The organism is Sulfurihydrogenibium subterraneum DSM 15120 (assembly GCF_000619805.1).
GTDB classification, from domain to species: domain Bacteria; phylum Aquificota; class Aquificia; order Aquificales; family Hydrogenothermaceae; genus Sulfurihydrogenibium; species Sulfurihydrogenibium subterraneum.
This window is the reverse complement of sequence record NZ_JHUV01000008.1, coordinates 120,723-135,667: the sequence shown is the minus strand read 5'-3', so window position 1 is coordinate 135,667 and position 14,945 is coordinate 120,723. Positions and strand designations below refer to the sequence as shown.

At 32.6% G+C, this 14,945-nt stretch carries 18 protein-coding genes; all 18 read left to right on the top strand.

Going from position 1 to position 14,945, the window contains the following annotated elements; translation table 11 throughout:
• The first annotated feature begins 122 nt into the window (after positions 1-122).
• The 18 genes from Q385_RS0101440 to Q385_RS0101355 all read left to right on the top strand — a co-directional run bounded on the left by Q385_RS0101440 (position 123) and on the right by Q385_RS0101355 (position 14,921).
• The gene (locus tag Q385_RS0101440; RefSeq protein ID WP_028949954.1) at positions 123-800 is read left to right on the top strand and encodes a DUF4198 domain-containing protein; all 678 of its coding nucleotides are present in this window, start codon (positions 123-125) and stop codon (positions 798-800) included.
• A gap of 1 nt (position 801) precedes the next feature.
• Positions 802-1,230, top strand: coding sequence for a hypothetical protein (locus Q385_RS0101435; RefSeq protein ID WP_028949953.1), 429 nt, complete (start codon positions 802-804; stop codon positions 1,228-1,230).
• Positions 1,227-2,264: a transporter gene (locus tag Q385_RS0101430; protein ID WP_028949952.1), complete on the top strand. Its 1,038-nt coding sequence runs from the start codon at positions 1,227-1,229 to the stop codon at positions 2,262-2,264. Before Q385_RS0101435 ends, Q385_RS0101430 begins: the two co-directional genes overlap by 4 nt.
• Positions 2,265-2,274: 10 nt before the next feature.
• Positions 2,275-2,922, top strand: coding sequence for an energy-coupling factor ABC transporter permease (locus tag Q385_RS0101425; RefSeq protein ID WP_028949951.1), 648 nt, complete (start codon positions 2,275-2,277; stop codon positions 2,920-2,922).
• Positions 2,915-3,466, top strand: coding sequence for a hypothetical protein (locus Q385_RS0101420; protein ID WP_051524371.1), 552 nt, complete (start codon positions 2,915-2,917; stop codon positions 3,464-3,466). Before Q385_RS0101425 ends, Q385_RS0101420 begins: the two co-directional genes overlap by 8 nt.
• Entirely contained in the window at positions 3,459-4,232 is a 774-nt protein-coding gene (locus Q385_RS0101415) for an energy-coupling factor ABC transporter ATP-binding protein (RefSeq protein WP_028949949.1), read from the top strand. The genes Q385_RS0101420 and Q385_RS0101415 overlap by 8 nt, the downstream gene beginning before the upstream one ends.
• A 12-nt stretch (positions 4,233-4,244) precedes the next feature.
• Entirely contained in the window at positions 4,245-4,661 is a 417-nt protein-coding gene (nikR, locus tag Q385_RS0101410) for a nickel-responsive transcriptional regulator NikR (protein WP_028949948.1), read from the top strand.
• Between the two features lie 16 nt (positions 4,662-4,677).
• A complete protein-coding gene (hypB, locus tag Q385_RS0101405) occupies positions 4,678-5,427 on the top strand; it encodes a hydrogenase nickel incorporation protein HypB (RefSeq protein WP_028949947.1) in 750 nt (249 codons plus the stop codon).
• On the top strand, positions 5,428-6,027 hold the full coding sequence (locus Q385_RS0101400; protein ID WP_425427184.1) for a TetR/AcrR family transcriptional regulator: 600 nt from the start codon (positions 5,428-5,430) through the stop codon (positions 6,025-6,027).
• Positions 6,003-6,941, top strand: a complete 939-nt coding sequence (locus Q385_RS0101395) for an NADH-quinone oxidoreductase subunit B family protein (RefSeq protein WP_156925192.1) — start codon at positions 6,003-6,005, stop codon at positions 6,939-6,941. Before Q385_RS0101400 ends, Q385_RS0101395 begins: the two co-directional genes overlap by 25 nt.
• Before the next feature lies 1 nt (position 6,942).
• A complete protein-coding gene (locus tag Q385_RS0101390) occupies positions 6,943-8,295 on the top strand; it encodes a nickel-dependent hydrogenase large subunit (protein WP_028949944.1) in 1,353 nt (450 codons plus the stop codon).
• A gap of 64 nt (positions 8,296-8,359) precedes the next feature.
• Positions 8,360-8,605, top strand: a complete 246-nt coding sequence (locus tag Q385_RS0101385; protein ID WP_028949943.1) for a HypC/HybG/HupF family hydrogenase formation chaperone — start codon at positions 8,360-8,362, stop codon at positions 8,603-8,605.
• 2 nt (positions 8,606-8,607) lie between these two features.
• On the top strand, positions 8,608-9,726 hold the full coding sequence (gene hypD, locus Q385_RS0101380; protein WP_028949942.1) for a hydrogenase formation protein HypD: 1,119 nt from the start codon (positions 8,608-8,610) through the stop codon (positions 9,724-9,726).
• Positions 9,723-10,721 carry a hydrogenase expression/formation protein HypE gene (gene hypE, locus Q385_RS0101375; protein ID WP_028949941.1) on the top strand — a complete coding sequence of 333 codons (999 nt, stop codon included), beginning with the start codon at positions 9,723-9,725 and terminating at the stop codon, positions 10,719-10,721. The genes hypD and hypE overlap by 4 nt, the downstream gene beginning before the upstream one ends.
• A gap of 1 nt (position 10,722) precedes the next feature.
• On the top strand, positions 10,723-11,067 hold the full coding sequence (hypA, locus tag Q385_RS0101370) for a hydrogenase maturation nickel metallochaperone HypA (RefSeq protein ID WP_028949940.1): 345 nt from the start codon (positions 10,723-10,725) through the stop codon (positions 11,065-11,067).
• Between the two features lie 171 nt (positions 11,068-11,238).
• The gene (locus Q385_RS0101365) at positions 11,239-12,489 is read left to right on the top strand and encodes a hydrogenase small subunit (protein WP_028949939.1); all 1,251 of its coding nucleotides are present in this window, start codon (positions 11,239-11,241) and stop codon (positions 12,487-12,489) included.
• A gap of 1 nt (position 12,490) precedes the next feature.
• On the top strand, positions 12,491-14,227 hold the full coding sequence (locus Q385_RS0101360) for a nickel-dependent hydrogenase large subunit (protein ID WP_028949938.1): 1,737 nt from the start codon (positions 12,491-12,493) through the stop codon (positions 14,225-14,227).
• Positions 14,220-14,921 carry a cytochrome b/b6 domain-containing protein gene (locus tag Q385_RS0101355; RefSeq protein ID WP_028949937.1) on the top strand — a complete coding sequence of 234 codons (702 nt, stop codon included), beginning with the start codon at positions 14,220-14,222 and terminating at the stop codon, positions 14,919-14,921. The genes Q385_RS0101360 and Q385_RS0101355 overlap by 8 nt, the downstream gene beginning before the upstream one ends.
• The last annotated feature ends 24 nt before the right edge of the window (positions 14,922-14,945 follow it).

Genomic DNA, 14,945 nt, shown 5'->3' with positions numbered 1-14,945 from the left:
TAGCAATCTACCTTTATATTGATATAACTCTAATTTACTTAATTCTTATTCGCTTATTGACAAGCGAATAAATATTCATTAATATAGTATTAAAAATTTTAAATTTTTAATATGGAGGAGATATGAAAAAGTTATTAATTCCTCTCTTGTTTTCAGTTGGGATAGCTTTTTCTCACGATCTATGGTTAGAAAAAAAAGATAATTTCTACATCCTTTTTTATGGACATTTAAATCCATTAGACAATGAACAAAGAAGTATTGAGTACAATCCTGATGCTGTCTTTGAAGTAAAATGTTTTTCTCAAGATGGAAAAGAAAAAAGTATAAAAGTTGAAAAGTCTTATCCTTTAAAAATTTTTGGAAAATGCGATGCTGTTTTTGTAGGGTTTTCTTCAGGATATTGGACAAAAACGCCCTACGGATTAAAAAATTTACCTAAAAATCAAGTACAAATACCTTTAGAAAGTTGGAAGTCTGTAGAGTATGTTAAAAGATTGGATTCTGATATAAATAAACCTTTAACAGCTAATTTAGAAATTACTCCTTTAAATAATATAAAAAACGTAAAAATCGGTGATAAAATTACATTTTTGGTTACTTTAAACGGAAAGCCCGTTAGAGATACTGTTGTTGCTTACGATGAAAAACCTATAGGAACAACCGAAGAAGAAGGTAAAATAAATATTAGAATAAAACACGGTGGCATTCAAAACATTTCAACATCTTTAAAGTTAAAAGAAGAATCAGAAAAAGCTGATTTTACAATTTATACTTCAACTTTGAACTTTGAGGTTAAGTAAAATGCTCAATCTTATCCTCTCTTTATTACTTTTTCTGACAGTATCTGTCTTTGCTCACGATTTACAGCATTCTGTTAAAAAAGTTGATGATACTGTAGTGATTTCATTCTACTTTCCAGATGGAACAAAATTTTCTTATGAAAACTTTGAAATTTATAGAGATGGTGAAAAGATCCCTTTTCAAGTAGGAAGGACAGATGCTCTTGGAAGAGTTGTTTTTGTTCCGGATAAAGAAGGTAATTGGTCAGTCAAAATTTTTTCAGAAGATGGACACGGCTCTACTGTAAAAGTATCAGTAGAAAAAGCAGGTTATGTGTCCTTAGATGAGGGTGTGTTTAAAAGATATGAAAAAGTATTTGTAGGAATTGGACTAATTTTGGGAATATTTGGTTTTATATCAATTTTTAAATGTGGGAGGAGTGTAAGATGACGAAAAAAGTTTTAGTAGGAATTTTTTCTCTGATTCCTATTTCTGCATTTGCACATCACGGAGTTGCATCTTTAGGAGCAGCAGGTTTAGAAGGTCCGGGAGCTCCCTTAGAGACCTCAAGTAGTGCAACTCTACCAGAAGGAAGTTGGTTGTTTTACGGGAAACTTGATTATGTAAAATGGAAAAAATACAGTTGGTCTGAATTTCCTGATCAAAAAGATGAGTATTACTTTTGGACTTATGGAATTGGTTATGGTATAAAGCCGTATCTATCTGCTTATATGTTCATTCCTTATTACACAAAGAAAGAGATAAAAGAAAATCCGTCGGGAGGGCAGTATAACTTTACTTCTTCTGGTTTTGCTGATATATCTTTTATGGCTGTGTTAGGCTATAAGTATGACAAAGGTTTTAAACTCGTTCCTAAAAAAGAAAGTCTTGACGATATGATGGATTGGCATTTTACAACTTACTTTGGTTTTTCAATCCCTACGGGAGATTACAATGGGTCTACAGTAGATAAAGTTAGAAACGATTTTGAAGCGGATATGGCTACAGGTTTTGGAAAACCCTACATAATGATAGGTCAAACTGCTACAAAACAGCTTGTGAGTAATCCCAGATTTACAATCCTTTTTGACACAAATTATATAAAATTTTTTGAAAAAACTTACAATTACAAAAATTTAGATGGAAGTAATAAAAGGTATAAATACGGAGACGAATTTAGATTTAATACGGCTTTAACCTATAGAGTTTTAACTGTTCCCGAAAAGAAGTTAAGATTAGATACTTCCTTAGAGGCGACGTATCAATACAATCAAAGAGATAAAGAAGATGGGATAAAAGCTGAAGGTTCTGGAGGAAAGATACTTTACGGCGTTTTAGGCGGAAGATTATATTATAAAAGCACGAGTTTAGGAATAGGGGTTAAGCTACCTGTATGGAAACGTTTAAACGAAGAAAGTACCCAACAAGGAGGAGAAGGGAAGGAAAAGTACAGATTAATAATAACATTCTCCGCACTTTTTTAAGGAGTCAGTGATGCATATACCAGATGGTTTTATTCCTCCTATAGTTTACGTTCCAGCTTATATAGTAGATTTAGGACTTTTAGTTTACGGGTTTAAAAAGATCAAACAAAATCTTAATGAAGATACTCTTCCAACCTTATCTGTTTTATCTGCCCTATCTTTCATTCTTATGTCTATATCGTTTCCTGTATTTGGAGGAACTTCTGTTCACATTACAGGAGTTGCTATACTTTCGATAGTTTTTGGATACTGGATTAGTTTTTTTTCAACATCTTTGATTTTGTTTTTGCAAGCTGTTTTATTTGGGGAAGGAGGGATTACCTCTTTCCCTGTAAATAGTCTATCTATATCCTTTTTTGGAAGTCTTAGCGCATACTTAATTTTTAAGTTTTTGAAAAACTTCTTAAAGGAAGAGATTTCTTGTTTTATATCTGGTTGGGTTTCTATAAATTTATCTGCTCTGATAGTTGCTCTTGTCCTTGGGCTTATTCCGTTAATAGCTCACGATAACAGTGGAAATCCTCTTTATTTCCCTTTCTCTTGGAATGTTACAATTCCAGCTTTGTTGATACCTCACTTTTTGGCGGGTATAGTTGAAGGGTTATATACAGCTTCAGTCTATAAAATTTTAAAATCAAAAGGACTTGTTAATGTATGAAAAACTGCTTTTTTTGGTGTATGTAATCACTATGATTTTTATATCTTCAATTTCTAATAAAGTTTTGCTTGTATCCACTATCTTATTTTTGATAGCTATTAGTTTTAAAGATGCTTTAAAAATAACAAAAAAAGTTATTGTTTCTACTATACTTTTTACAGGGTCTGTATCTATTCTTTATTTTACAGTCGGATTTTTTAGAAACAACATTAATGCAGATTACCTAACAGTTATAAATCTTAGAGTCTTTGCACTTACTTATCTTACGATTTATACATTTTCCAAGTTAAACTTATTTAAAGTATTTTCCTTTTCAAAGGATTTAGGTTATGTTTTAATATTGACTTACAGTCAAATACTAAATTATAAAAAACTTTTTAAGGAATTTAAGATGGTTATAAAAAGTCGAACTGTTAAAAATTTATCATTTGATAATTATTTAAAATTATACGGATACTTGACTTTGTTTTTCTTTGATAAATCTTTAAAATCTAATAAAGAAATATCTCAGGCAATGAAATCAAGAGGATTTTTTAATGATTGAGTTAAAGAGGATAACATATAGAAGTGAAACAGACGTTATTTTAAGTGATATAACATTTTCTGTTAATGAAAAAGAAAAAGTAGTTTTACTGGGAATAAATGGAGTAGGAAAATCAAGCTTATTAAAAATTTTAAACGGACTTATCTTTCCACAGAAAGGTATCTATCTTTACAAAGGAGAAAAGTTAGATGAAAACAAATTAAAAAATAAATCTTTTAACAAAAAGTTTAGAAAAGAGGTTGTTATGCTTTTTCAAAATCCTGATGTTATGCTGTTTAACCCAACAGTTTATGATGAGATTGCTTTTGGTCTTAGGCAATTTGATTTTAGTGATATAGATGACAGAGTTAAATACTGGGCTGATATTTTTGGTATTACTAAATATCTTGATAAATCCCCTATTGACCTAAGTGGTGGTGAAAAACAGAAAGTTTGTCTCGCATCTATCTTAGCCATAGAACCAGAAGTTTTACTCCTTGATGAGCCTACTTCAAACCTTGATCCTAAGACAACAGGCTGGTTTATAGACTTTTTAAACGATTTGAACCTTACTATGATAGTAACAACCCATAATCTCAGTATCGCTGGAGAATTAGCAGAAAGAACTATTGTATTGGGAGAAAATCATAAAATTTTATACGATGGTAAAGTTGAAACATTTTTAAAGGATAAAAATTTGCTTATTAAAGCAAATCTGGTACATATTCACAAACACAGACATAACAATATTATCCATACACACTATCATATTCACGACTGGGATTGAGGAGGTTTTTTTATGGAAAAGGAGCTGGTAAGAATATCTATTTCAATACCAAAAGACCTTGCAGATTTTTTAGACGATTTAGTTATTAAAAATAAATACTCTTCAAGATCAGAATTTATCAGAGATATGATTAGAGAGTTTGCTGTAGAAGAAAGCTGGAATAAACCAAAAGAAGAGGTAATAGGTGTCCTTACAATTATTTACGATCATCATAAAAGAGAATTATCTCAAAAGATGATAGATATACAACATAACCATTATATAAATATTTTATGTTCTACACATATTCACTTAGACCATCATAACTGTTTAGAAGTGATAATTATAAAAGGAAAAGCAGATGAGATTTTAAACGTGGTAAACAGTATATCTGGATTAAATGGAGTTAAATTTGCAAAGTTAACAAAAACAGCTAATATTAAACTGTAATAAGGAGGTTTTAAAAATGTGTAAAGACTGTGGATGCTCTATAACTACACATGAACATCAGGAAGGTCATCACCATCATCATGTTCATACTAATCATATTACAGAGGATAAAAAGACTGTAGAGGTTTTGACAAAGATACTCGATGCCAACGATAAACAGGCTCAAAGCAATAGAGAACATTTTCAAGAGTATGGAATTTTATCTTTTAACCTTATGAGCTCTCCGGGTTCTGGTAAAACAACTTTACTTGAAAAAACGATAGATCTTTTAAAAGATGAGTACAGAATAGGAGTTATAGAAGGAGATTTAGAAACAAATAAAGATGCAGAAAGAATAAAGGCAAAAGGAGTTCCAACTTATCAAATTACAACCGGTCAAGCTTGCCATTTAGATGCTTTTATGGTTCACGAAGGCATTCATCATTTACCTTTACAGGATTTAGACATAGTGTTTGTTGAAAACGTAGGAAATCTTGTATGTCCTGCATCTTACGATATAGGAACTCATGTAAACGTAGTTTTACTCTCCGTTCCGGAAGGAGATGATAAACCTGCAAAATATCCTGTTATGTTTAGATCTGCCGATATCGTCTTAATAACAAAATCTGATTTAATACCTTACTTTGATTTTAATGTTGAAAATGTAAAAAGAGAGGTAAGGCGATTGAATCCAAAAGCAGACATTCTGATAGTATCTTCAAAAAGTGGAGAAGGAATGGATAAATGGATAAAATATATAAAGTTTAAAAAAGAAATGATGGAGTAGATGTTGATTAGAAAACGTTTAAAGGAGAAAAAGAAAGAAGAAATTGTAAATGTTGCTTTAAAGTTGTTTGCAGAAAAAGGCTTTTACAACACTACTATTCCTGATATAGCTGAAGCTTTGGGAATGAGCGTTGGAAACTTCTACAACTACTTTGAATCTAAAGAAGAGCTTGCAAAGTATATAATGCAATACTCTTCCAATATTTTAGGTGAAGAGATAAGAAAGATTTCTGAAATGGATATATCTACACGAGAAAAAATATTACTTTTAGTAAGAAGGTTTATAGAGATAGCAGAAGAAAAGCCAGAGCTTATTGATTACTTTTTAAGAGTTTTTCTCTCAAACAGGGAAGTTTTTAAGGAAGGATGTGAAGGATTTTTATGTGTGAGTAGTGTTGTAACTGAATTGATGTTGTTTTTGGAAGAAGGTGCAAAGAAAGGAGATTTAAGACAGCAGGATTTTTTCCCTGCATTTGTTACTGTGATGGGACCCTTGGGTGGTATTGTATTTTTAAAAGGAGAGAATGTACTACCTAAAAGACCTATAGAGTATGCAGAAGATATAGGAGAAAACATTTGGAGAGCATTAAAAAAGGATTGAAAAATCTTGTATGGATACAAGGTCTAACTTGCAATGGAAACTCACATTCTTTTTTGTCTATAAACGATACATTGTTAGATACATTTTTAAGTAATATTAACATTCTTTACCACCCTATACTTACTTCGGAAATAGAGTTTAAAGATGTATATAAACGAATACTTTCCGGAAAAGAGAGTTTGAATTTTTTAGTAGTTGAAGGTGCAGTCAGCAATAAAAAGAATGAAGTGTTTTTCCAAGGGTTTGATGTATTTGAGATTTTAAATAATTTAAAAGATAAGTCAGATTACATTTTGGCAGTTGGAAACTGTGCCTGTTATGGAAATTTTCCTGCTTTGTATAACGAAAACGTAAATGGTTTACAGTACAGATTTAAAGATAAAGGAGGTTTTTTAGGGGAGAGTTTTAAAACAAAATCTGGATACCAAATTATAAATATAACAGGTTGTCCGGCTCACCCTGAATGGATAGTAAGAACTATTTTAAGTCTCGATTTTGGATACGATATTAATCTTGATAATTTTAACAGACCTAAAGATTTTTACATGTACTTAGCCCATGATGGATGCATTAGAAATGAGTATTTTGAATGGAAAGTTGAGGCTCATGAGTTTGGAACTAAAGAAGGATGTTTATTTTACGAGTTAGGATGTAGGGGACCTTTAACACACTCTCCATGCAATAAAATACTTTGGAATGAAAAGTCTTCAAAAACAAGAAGTGGTATGCCGTGTATCGGTTGCACAGAGTTTGATTTTCCTCTAAGATCAAAGTACTTTGAGACGAAAACTAACATAGGGATTCCTGAAGAAGTTCCACTGGGTGTAACAAAAAGAGCTTATATAATGCTAACAGGTGTAGCAAAAACATTTACAAATCAAAGATTAAATAAAAAGTTGGAAGATACTGATTAATATGAGAGTTCAAAAAATTGTTTTAAATAGAGTTGAAGGTGATGTTAACCTTAAACTTTGCTGGGATCAAAATGGAAGAATATCTGATGCTTACATTGTTGCTTACAACTATAGAGGTTTTGAGCATATTTTACAAGGAAGGGATTTGTTAGATGCTTTGGTTATAAATCCAAGAATATGTGGTATCTGTGGTCATGCTCATCTTATGGCAACTGTAAACGCTATAGAAAACCTTTACAAAAATAATTCAATAGATGTAGAGATTACTGAAAAAGCAAAGCTTATAAGACAAATAACCCTCTGTAGTGAAATTGTTCAAAATCATCTGAAATGGTTTTATCTTTTTGTTATGCCTGATTTCTTAAAGTTATTTCCTTCTTTGGAAAATGAAAAATTCAAACCTTTTGTAGGGGAAAAATGGAAAAAGGCTGTAAAGTATTCTTCTGAAATAGTAAAAATCATTGCTATTTTTGGAGGACAATGGCCTCATACATCCTATGCTATTCCTGGTGGCGTAACAAGCGAGCCTTTAAAAACCGATATAGTAGATGCTTTATCTATAGTAGATAGGCTAATTAAGTATACAGAAGAAGAGATTTTTGGAATGAGTTATGAAGATTATTTAAACGTTAAAAACTTAGAAGAATTTTTATCAAAATCAAAAGGTGGAGATTTAACTACATTTATAGATTTTTGTATAAAATCTGGTCTTGATAAAGAAGGACAATCTTATGAACATTTTATTACAGTGTCAACTGTGTATCCTTGTATAAATAAAGGTGTTATAAAAAAGAAAAAATGTAAACTTAATCTAAAAAAGATAAAAGAGGTTAAAGATTTTAATATTTTGCATAATAAAGAAACAGGATATACTTATGCAAACGGTGTTAGGTACGATGGATTACCTATGCAAACTGGACCTTTGGCAAGAAGGTTAACATCGGAAATAGAATTATTTTTTAATCTTTATCGTACCTATAAAGATAGCTATTTAGTTAGAGTATGGGCAAGAGTTGATGAAATTTTGAGAATACTAATAAACATGAAAGATTGGCTTTTAAAGATAAATGTAAATGAAAAATCTTACATTAAACCAAATGATTACAAAAAACTTTACGGTGAAGCTTTTGGTTATGTGGAAGCATCGAGAGGTTCTTTGATACATAAAGTAAAAGTAGAAAAAGGGGTTATAAAAAGCTACAGCATAATTACGCCAACAATGTGGAACTTAGGATCAAGATGTAATAAATTTAAATCTCCGGCCGAAAAAGCAATTGTAGGTTTAGAAGATCCTTTGAAAGCACAGATGGTTTTAAGAAGTTTTGATGTTTGTTCGGTATGTTTAACCCATTAGGTTGACAATTTTTAAAAATTTAATTAATATAATTAATGAATAATCATTCATTTGAGGTATGAAAATGTGTTTATCAATTCCATCAAGAGTAGAGGAAATTTTTCCAGACGAAACAGCGATAGTAGATACAATGGGTGTAAAAAGAAAAGTTTCTCTCCATCTCCTTCCAGAATCTGTTAACGTCGGAGATTATGTTCTTATTCATGTTGGGTACGCTATAACTAAAATGAACGAGGAAGATGCTTTGGAAAGTTTAAAGATATATGAAGAAATTGTAAAACATTTGGAAGAAGAAGGAGAATTAAGTTAACAATGGGAAAAGTAGATTTTTTAAAAGATTTTAGAGATGGAAAAAAGATTATTGCAATTTCTAAACTAATAGAGAAAGAAATAGATAGACCTATTAATATAATGGAAGTTTGCGGTGGCCATACACACACTATTATGAAGTATGGTTTAAAGCAAATTCTTCCGAAAGAGATAGAATTTATCCATGGTCCAGGATGTCCCGTCTGTGTAATGCCAAAAGAAAGGATAGACCACGGGATAGCTTTATGTCAAAATGAAAAGAATATTCTCGTTACACTTGGAGATATGATAAGAGTTCCGGGTTCTGAGAGTTCTCTTGCAAAGGAGAGGTCAAAGGGGAAGAACGTAAAAATGGTTTACTCTCCATTTGATGTTTTAAAGATAGCACAGGAGAACCCTGATAAAAATGTTATATACTTTGCAATAGGCTTTGAAACAACTACTCCTATGACTGCATCTGTGATGGAAAAAGTTTTAGAGAATAAAATAAAAAACGTTTTTTTTCATGTAAATCACGTTTTAGTGCCTCCTCCTATAAAAGCAATTATGGAAAGTAAAGAAGCAAGGATAGATGCATTTATAGGACCTTCTCACGTTTCGGTTATTACCGGAGCCAAAATATACAAAGAAATAGTTGATTCTTACAAAACACCTATAGTTGTAGCTGGATTTGAACCAGTTGATATTATGGAAAGTGTTTTGAAAATAATTAGACAGTTTAAAGAAAACAAAAGAGAGGTTGAAATACAATACACACGAGCTGTTAACTGGGAAGGAAATATAAAAGCTCAAAAGTTAATAGAAAAGTATTTTGAAATTAGAGATACGTTCCGGTGGAGAGGTTTAGGAGATATTCCATTTTCAGCTTTAAAAATTAAAGATAAATTTTCTTTCTTAGATGCTGAAGTTGTATTTAAAGATATTCTTCCAAATAAACCAGTAGATGACCATAAACTGTGTATATGTGGAGATATTCTTAAAGGTATTGCAAAGCCCTATGAGTGTAAAGTTTTTGGAAAAGCTTGTACACCTGAAAATCCTTTAGGTTCGTGTATGGTATCATCAGAAGGTGCCTGCGCGGCTTACTATAAGTATGGAAATCCGGAGGTTTTTAAACAATGAAACAAATTATGCTTGCTCACGGTGGAGGCGGAGAAGAAACTCAAAAATTGATAAAAGAACTTTTTTTTAAATATTTTAACAATGAGATTCTTTCAAGTATGGAAGATTCTGCCATTTTAAACATAAATTCAAAAATTGCATTTACAACAGATTCTTTTACCATATCTCCAATATTTTTCAATGGTGGAGATATTGGAAAGTTAGCAGTGGCTGGAACTGTAAACGATCTTTCTGTAATGGGAGCAAAACCATTGTATTTAAGCTGTAGTTTTATTATAGAAGAAGGTTTTCCTTTTGAAGATTTAGAAAGGATAGTAAAATCTATGGCAGAAGAGCTGAAAAAAACAGGTGCTTTAATTGTGACAGGGGACACAAAAGTAGTTCCAAAAGGTTTTGTTGATAAAATTTTTATAAATACATCTGGATTAGGGAAAGTAGTTTACGAAGGAATATCTGCTCATAATTTATCAGAAGAAGATATTATAATTGTATCGGGAACTGTTGGAGATCACGGAGCTTGTATTATGGCTCAAAGAGAAGGTATAGATTTGCAGACAGACCTGACTTCAGACTGTGCTTCCGTATGGAGTTTAGTAGAAGACTTAATAAAAGTAAACGTAAAAATAAAGGCTATGAGAGACCCTACCAGAGGCGGATTGTCTGCTGTTTTAAATGAATGGGCTGAAAGTTCAAGTGTGGAAATAGAAGTCTTGGAAGAGAAAATACCTGTTAAACCACAGGTTCAAGGATTATGTGAACTGCTAGGTTTAGAACCGTATATTTTAGCAAACGAAGGTAGGATAGTATTAGCAGTATCAAAAGAAGATACGGAAAAAACTTTAGAAACATTAAGGAAAAACCCCCTTGGAAAAGATGCGCAACTTATAGGAAAAGTAAAATCCAAAGGGAAGAAAAGAGTTATACTGAAAGCTTCTTATGGATCTTCAAGAATTATGGAGCCACCAGCTGGTGAGATACTTCCGAGGATATGTTAAGATGCATGAGTTTTCAATAGTGCAAAGTTTGTTAGACCTTATAGAAGAAAACGCTAGAAAAAATAATGCAAAATCTGTTTCAAAAGTAGTAGTGAAAATAGGAAAAATGTCCGGAGTAGAGCCACATCTTTTAGAGGTGGCTTTCAATACTTTTAAAGAAAAAACTATAGCAGAAAATGCAGAGTTTGTCATTGAAATTCAAAGTGTAATTTGTAGATGTAATGACTGTAATCAGGATTTTACCATTGAAGATTACAACTTTGTCTGTCAATTTTGCCAAAGTTTTAATATAGATGTTATAGACGGAACGGATATGATTTTAAAAAGTATAGAATTGGAAGTCTAAGGTTAGTAAACATTTACGTTGACAAAAAATTTTTTGCTTTTATCATTATATGAATGAATAACTATTCAGGGATGTAGAAATGAAAACTTTAAAAAGAGAAAGATCACCACCACTACGTAAGAGGTAAAAAATTTCTACCGAATAAAAAAATCTTTATCTGGAGGTTTAGCTATGGAATTTTTTAGAAGAGATTTTTTAAGAGAGATGTTTATAAAACCAACAAACCTTATAGATACGAATAAAGGGAAAGAGTATTACGATCAACTTTACAAAAAGGCAGAAGAGAGGTTAAACTGGCTTAAATCACAAAAGCCTGTTAGAGAAGATGATATAAAGTTTGATGAATACCTTTCAATGTGGGATATTTCAAGGAGAGACTTTTTTAAATGGGTTTCAATGATGACCGCAACTTTAATGCTCCCACCGTCTTTTGAGCCGTTGGTTGCTCAAGCTGCAGAAGTTATGAATAGAGTCCCTGTTATATGGATAAACATTCAAGACTGTGATGGAAATACAGAAGCTCTTATAAGATCTTCTGCTCCTACAGTTGATGAGCTAATATTAGATTATCTCTCCATAGAATATCAAGAAACACTCATGGCTGCTGCAGGGGATCAAGCAGAAAAGTGTCTTGAAGATGCTGTTAAAACATTCAAGGGTCAGTATTTACTTTTTGTAGAAGGGTCAATTCCAGTAAAAATGGAGTATGCATTTACAACTGGAAGACATCCTGAAACTGGTGTTCAAAGAGTAAGAAGATTAGCTAAAGATGCTAAAGCTGTTATAGCAGTTGGTGCATGTGCATCTTTTGGAGGAGTTCCAGCTGCCTATCCTAATCCTACCGGAGCAGTAGGAGTAATGGATGTTGTTAGTGGTGTTCCTGTTGTAAACATTCCGGCTTGTCCGGCAAATCCAGTGAATATTGTTGGAGTTATTATGCATTACGTTCTTACAGGTTCATTACCTGAACTTGATTCTCTAAAGAGACCTAAATTTGCTTTTGGGTACAGAATTCACGATAACTGTGAAAGAAGGGCTCACTTTGATGCCGGAGAATTTGTTGAAGAATGGGGAGACGAAGGTGCAAAAAATAACTTCTGTTTATATAAGATGGGATGTAAAGGACCATTTACCTTCAACAACTGTTCTATAGTTAGATATAACGATGGAACTAACTGGCCTATAGGTGTTGGTAGAGGTTGTATAGGTTGTTCAGAACCAAACTTCTGGGATAAATATGCTACAGAAAGACCTGTTGCTGCAAGTGATATAAGACCTCCTGCTATTGGTGGGGTTGAATCTACAGTAGATAGAGTAGGGTTAACGATTTTAACAGCTACAGCCATAGGAATAGGTGCTCATGCTGTTATGAGCGCTTTGGCAGGAAAAAAAGAAACAATAACTTCAAACAAGGAGGAGTAAGATGTCTAAAAGATTAGTAGTAGACCCAATTACAAGGATTGAAGGACATCTTAGAATAGAAGTAGTTTTAGATGAAAATAATAGAATTGTCGATGCTTACAGTTCTTCAACTATGTGGAGAGGAATAGAAACCATCCTTAAAGGTAGAGATGCGAGAGATTGTGGACTTATAGCTATGAGAATATGTGGTGTTTGTACAGGTGTACATTACTGGACAAGTATAAAAGCTGTTGAACACGCATTGGGCATAACACCTCCAACAAACGCAAGATTGGTGAGGAATCTGATAGAAGGCTCATTGTATATTCACGATCACGTTGTTCATTTTTATCATTTACATGCCCTTGATTGGGTAGATATCGTTTCAGCTTTAAAAGCAGACCCTTACAAAGCTGCAAAAGAAGCAGAAAATTATTCAGAAAATCCTTGGTATAACTCACCAACTCAGTATAAAGCAATACAGGAGAGACTTAAAAAGTTTGTAGAATCTGGAAGATTAGGACCTTTTGCAAATGCGTACTGGGGAAACAAATCTTATAAATTTACTCCTGAACAGAACCTGATAGCAACTGCACACTATCTTGAAGCTTTGGAAGCTCAAAGATGGATGGCTCAAATGATGGCGATATATGGTGGTAAAAACCCTCATCCACAATCAATAGTAGTAGGTGGTGTAACGTGTGTTCAAGATATTAAAAACCCTGCAAGAGCAGCATTATTTAAAGAACTTCTTTTAAAGTCAAGAGACTTTGTTTTGAGAGCTTATATACCTGATATTATAATGGCTGGACAAGTTTATAAAGATGAGGCTTTAAACGGTGTGGGAGCTGGTCTTGGAAACTACCTTGTTTACGGAGATTTTCCATTAGATGATAATCCTCACTATAAAGCTAAACTTCTATTTTCCTCAGGAATTGTAGTCAATAAAGATTTAACAAAAGTCATTCCTTTTGATCAATCTAAGGTTACAGAAGATGTTACACACAGTTGGTACAAATATGAAAATACAGATAAACCATTACATCCTTTTGATGGTCAAACAAATCCTAATTACACAGGGTTTGATGAAAATGGCTTATTAAAAGTCAATGAAAAGTATTCATGGATAAAATCTCCTATATACGATGATATAAGAGTAGAGGTTGGACCACTTGCAAGAATGATTGTTGGATACGCATCAGGAAATGAAAGAATTAAAAACTATGTAGATAAAGCTTTAAAAGTTGCTGGATTACCTCTTCAAGCGCTCTTTTCAACTGTAGGAAGAACCGCTGCACGAGCTATAGAAACATGGATGATATCCGATGTAATGATAGAATGGATAGATCAGCTTGCATCTAATGCAGCGAAAGGAAACCTTGATACATGGACTAAATTTGATTATGACAAATTAACTAAAGGAAAAGAGTTAAAAGGTTATGGACTTACAGAAGCTCCAAGAGGTGCTTTGGGACACTGGGTGAGAATTGTTGATGGAAAAGTTGCAAATTATCAAGCGGTTGTCCCTTCCACTTGGAATGCAGGACCAAGAGATTACAAAGGAAGAATGGGTGCATATGAAAGTTCTTTAGTTTCAAACATAACACTCTCTAATCCAGATCAGCCGTTAGAAATATTGAGAACAGTACACTCATTTGACCCTTGTATAGCCTGTGCTGTACATGTATTAGATACAAAAGGCAGAGAAATTGCACAGTATAAAATAGATCCAATATCCGGAGGTATGTGTTATGTCTGAAAAGTTAATTCCCGTAAAAAGAATGACTGTTACGATGAGAATAATACACTGGACTAATGTTTTTTGTATTATTACAGCTGTAATAACAGGTCTTTACATAGCTAATCCATACTATCAGGCTTTAATATCTGAACCAGCAGCTTACAAGTTTGTTATGGCTTATAACAGATTTCTCCATTTTATGGCTGCTCTTTTATTGGATATTGTCTCTGTAGTTATAGCATACTTATACTTTAGAAGTAACTTTGAAAGGTATGCTTATAAGTTAATACCAACTAAACAAAATATTAACGAATTTAAAGAAGTTTTCCTAAATCTTATAACTCTAAACAGAAGAAAAAATTTTGATAGCTCTCATGCTGACAGCTTCAATATCGTTTGGTTTACAGTTTTACATCTAATGTTAGTGTTAATGTTATTTACAGGATTTCAGATGTACGTTGCCGGTTTAGGAAGTGGTCTTTCTTCTATAGGTAGTTGGTGGCCATGGCTTCTTCACATTACAACTGACTGGACTTTGTGGGTATTTGGTGGGCTTGCTGGAGTTAGATTGGTTCACCATTTTACAATGTATTTAATCCTTGCTTGGGTAATGTTTCATATCTACTATCAAGTGTGGAGAACTATATTCTGGAAAGAAGGAGATATTGCTATAGTCTTTGGTGGTTACAAATTTAAAAGAGTTAAGGAATAAAAAATGTTAAAAGAGGAAAGTAAG

Bases quoted from the DNA above. Each gene is read 5' to 3' on its own strand.
- Q385_RS0101440 (WP_028949954.1), top strand. From the start codon at position 123: ATGAAAAAGTTATTAATTCCTCTCTTGTTTTCAGTTGGGATAGCTTTT.
- Q385_RS0101435 (WP_028949953.1), top strand. From the start codon at position 802: ATGCTCAATCTTATCCTCTCTTTATTACTTTTTCTGACAGTATCTGTC.
- Q385_RS0101430 (WP_028949952.1), top strand. From the start codon at position 1,227: ATGACGAAAAAAGTTTTAGTAGGAATTTTTTCTCTGATTCCTATTTCT.
- Q385_RS0101425 (WP_028949951.1), top strand. From the start codon at position 2,275: ATGCATATACCAGATGGTTTTATTCCTCCTATAGTTTACGTTCCAGCT.
- Q385_RS0101420 (WP_051524371.1), top strand. From the start codon at position 2,915: ATGTATGAAAAACTGCTTTTTTTGGTGTATGTAATCACTATGATTTTT.
- Q385_RS0101415 (WP_028949949.1), top strand. From the start codon at position 3,459: ATGATTGAGTTAAAGAGGATAACATATAGAAGTGAAACAGACGTTATT.
- nikR (WP_028949948.1), top strand. From the start codon at position 4,245: ATGGAAAAGGAGCTGGTAAGAATATCTATTTCAATACCAAAAGACCTT.
- hypB (WP_028949947.1), top strand. From the start codon at position 4,678: ATGTGTAAAGACTGTGGATGCTCTATAACTACACATGAACATCAGGAA.
- Q385_RS0101400 (WP_425427184.1), top strand. From the start codon at position 5,428: ATGTTGATTAGAAAACGTTTAAAGGAGAAAAAGAAAGAAGAAATTGTA.
- Q385_RS0101390 (WP_028949944.1), top strand. From the start codon at position 6,943: ATGAGAGTTCAAAAAATTGTTTTAAATAGAGTTGAAGGTGATGTTAAC.
- Q385_RS0101385 (WP_028949943.1), top strand. From the start codon at position 8,360: ATGTGTTTATCAATTCCATCAAGAGTAGAGGAAATTTTTCCAGACGAA.
- hypD (WP_028949942.1), top strand. From the start codon at position 8,608: ATGGGAAAAGTAGATTTTTTAAAAGATTTTAGAGATGGAAAAAAGATT.
- hypE (WP_028949941.1), top strand. From the start codon at position 9,723: ATGAAACAAATTATGCTTGCTCACGGTGGAGGCGGAGAAGAAACTCAA.
- hypA (WP_028949940.1), top strand. From the start codon at position 10,723: ATGCATGAGTTTTCAATAGTGCAAAGTTTGTTAGACCTTATAGAAGAA.
- Q385_RS0101365 (WP_028949939.1), top strand. From the start codon at position 11,239: ATGGAATTTTTTAGAAGAGATTTTTTAAGAGAGATGTTTATAAAACCA.
- Q385_RS0101360 (WP_028949938.1), top strand. From the start codon at position 12,491: ATGTCTAAAAGATTAGTAGTAGACCCAATTACAAGGATTGAAGGACAT.
- Q385_RS0101355 (WP_028949937.1), top strand. From the start codon at position 14,220: ATGTCTGAAAAGTTAATTCCCGTAAAAAGAATGACTGTTACGATGAGA.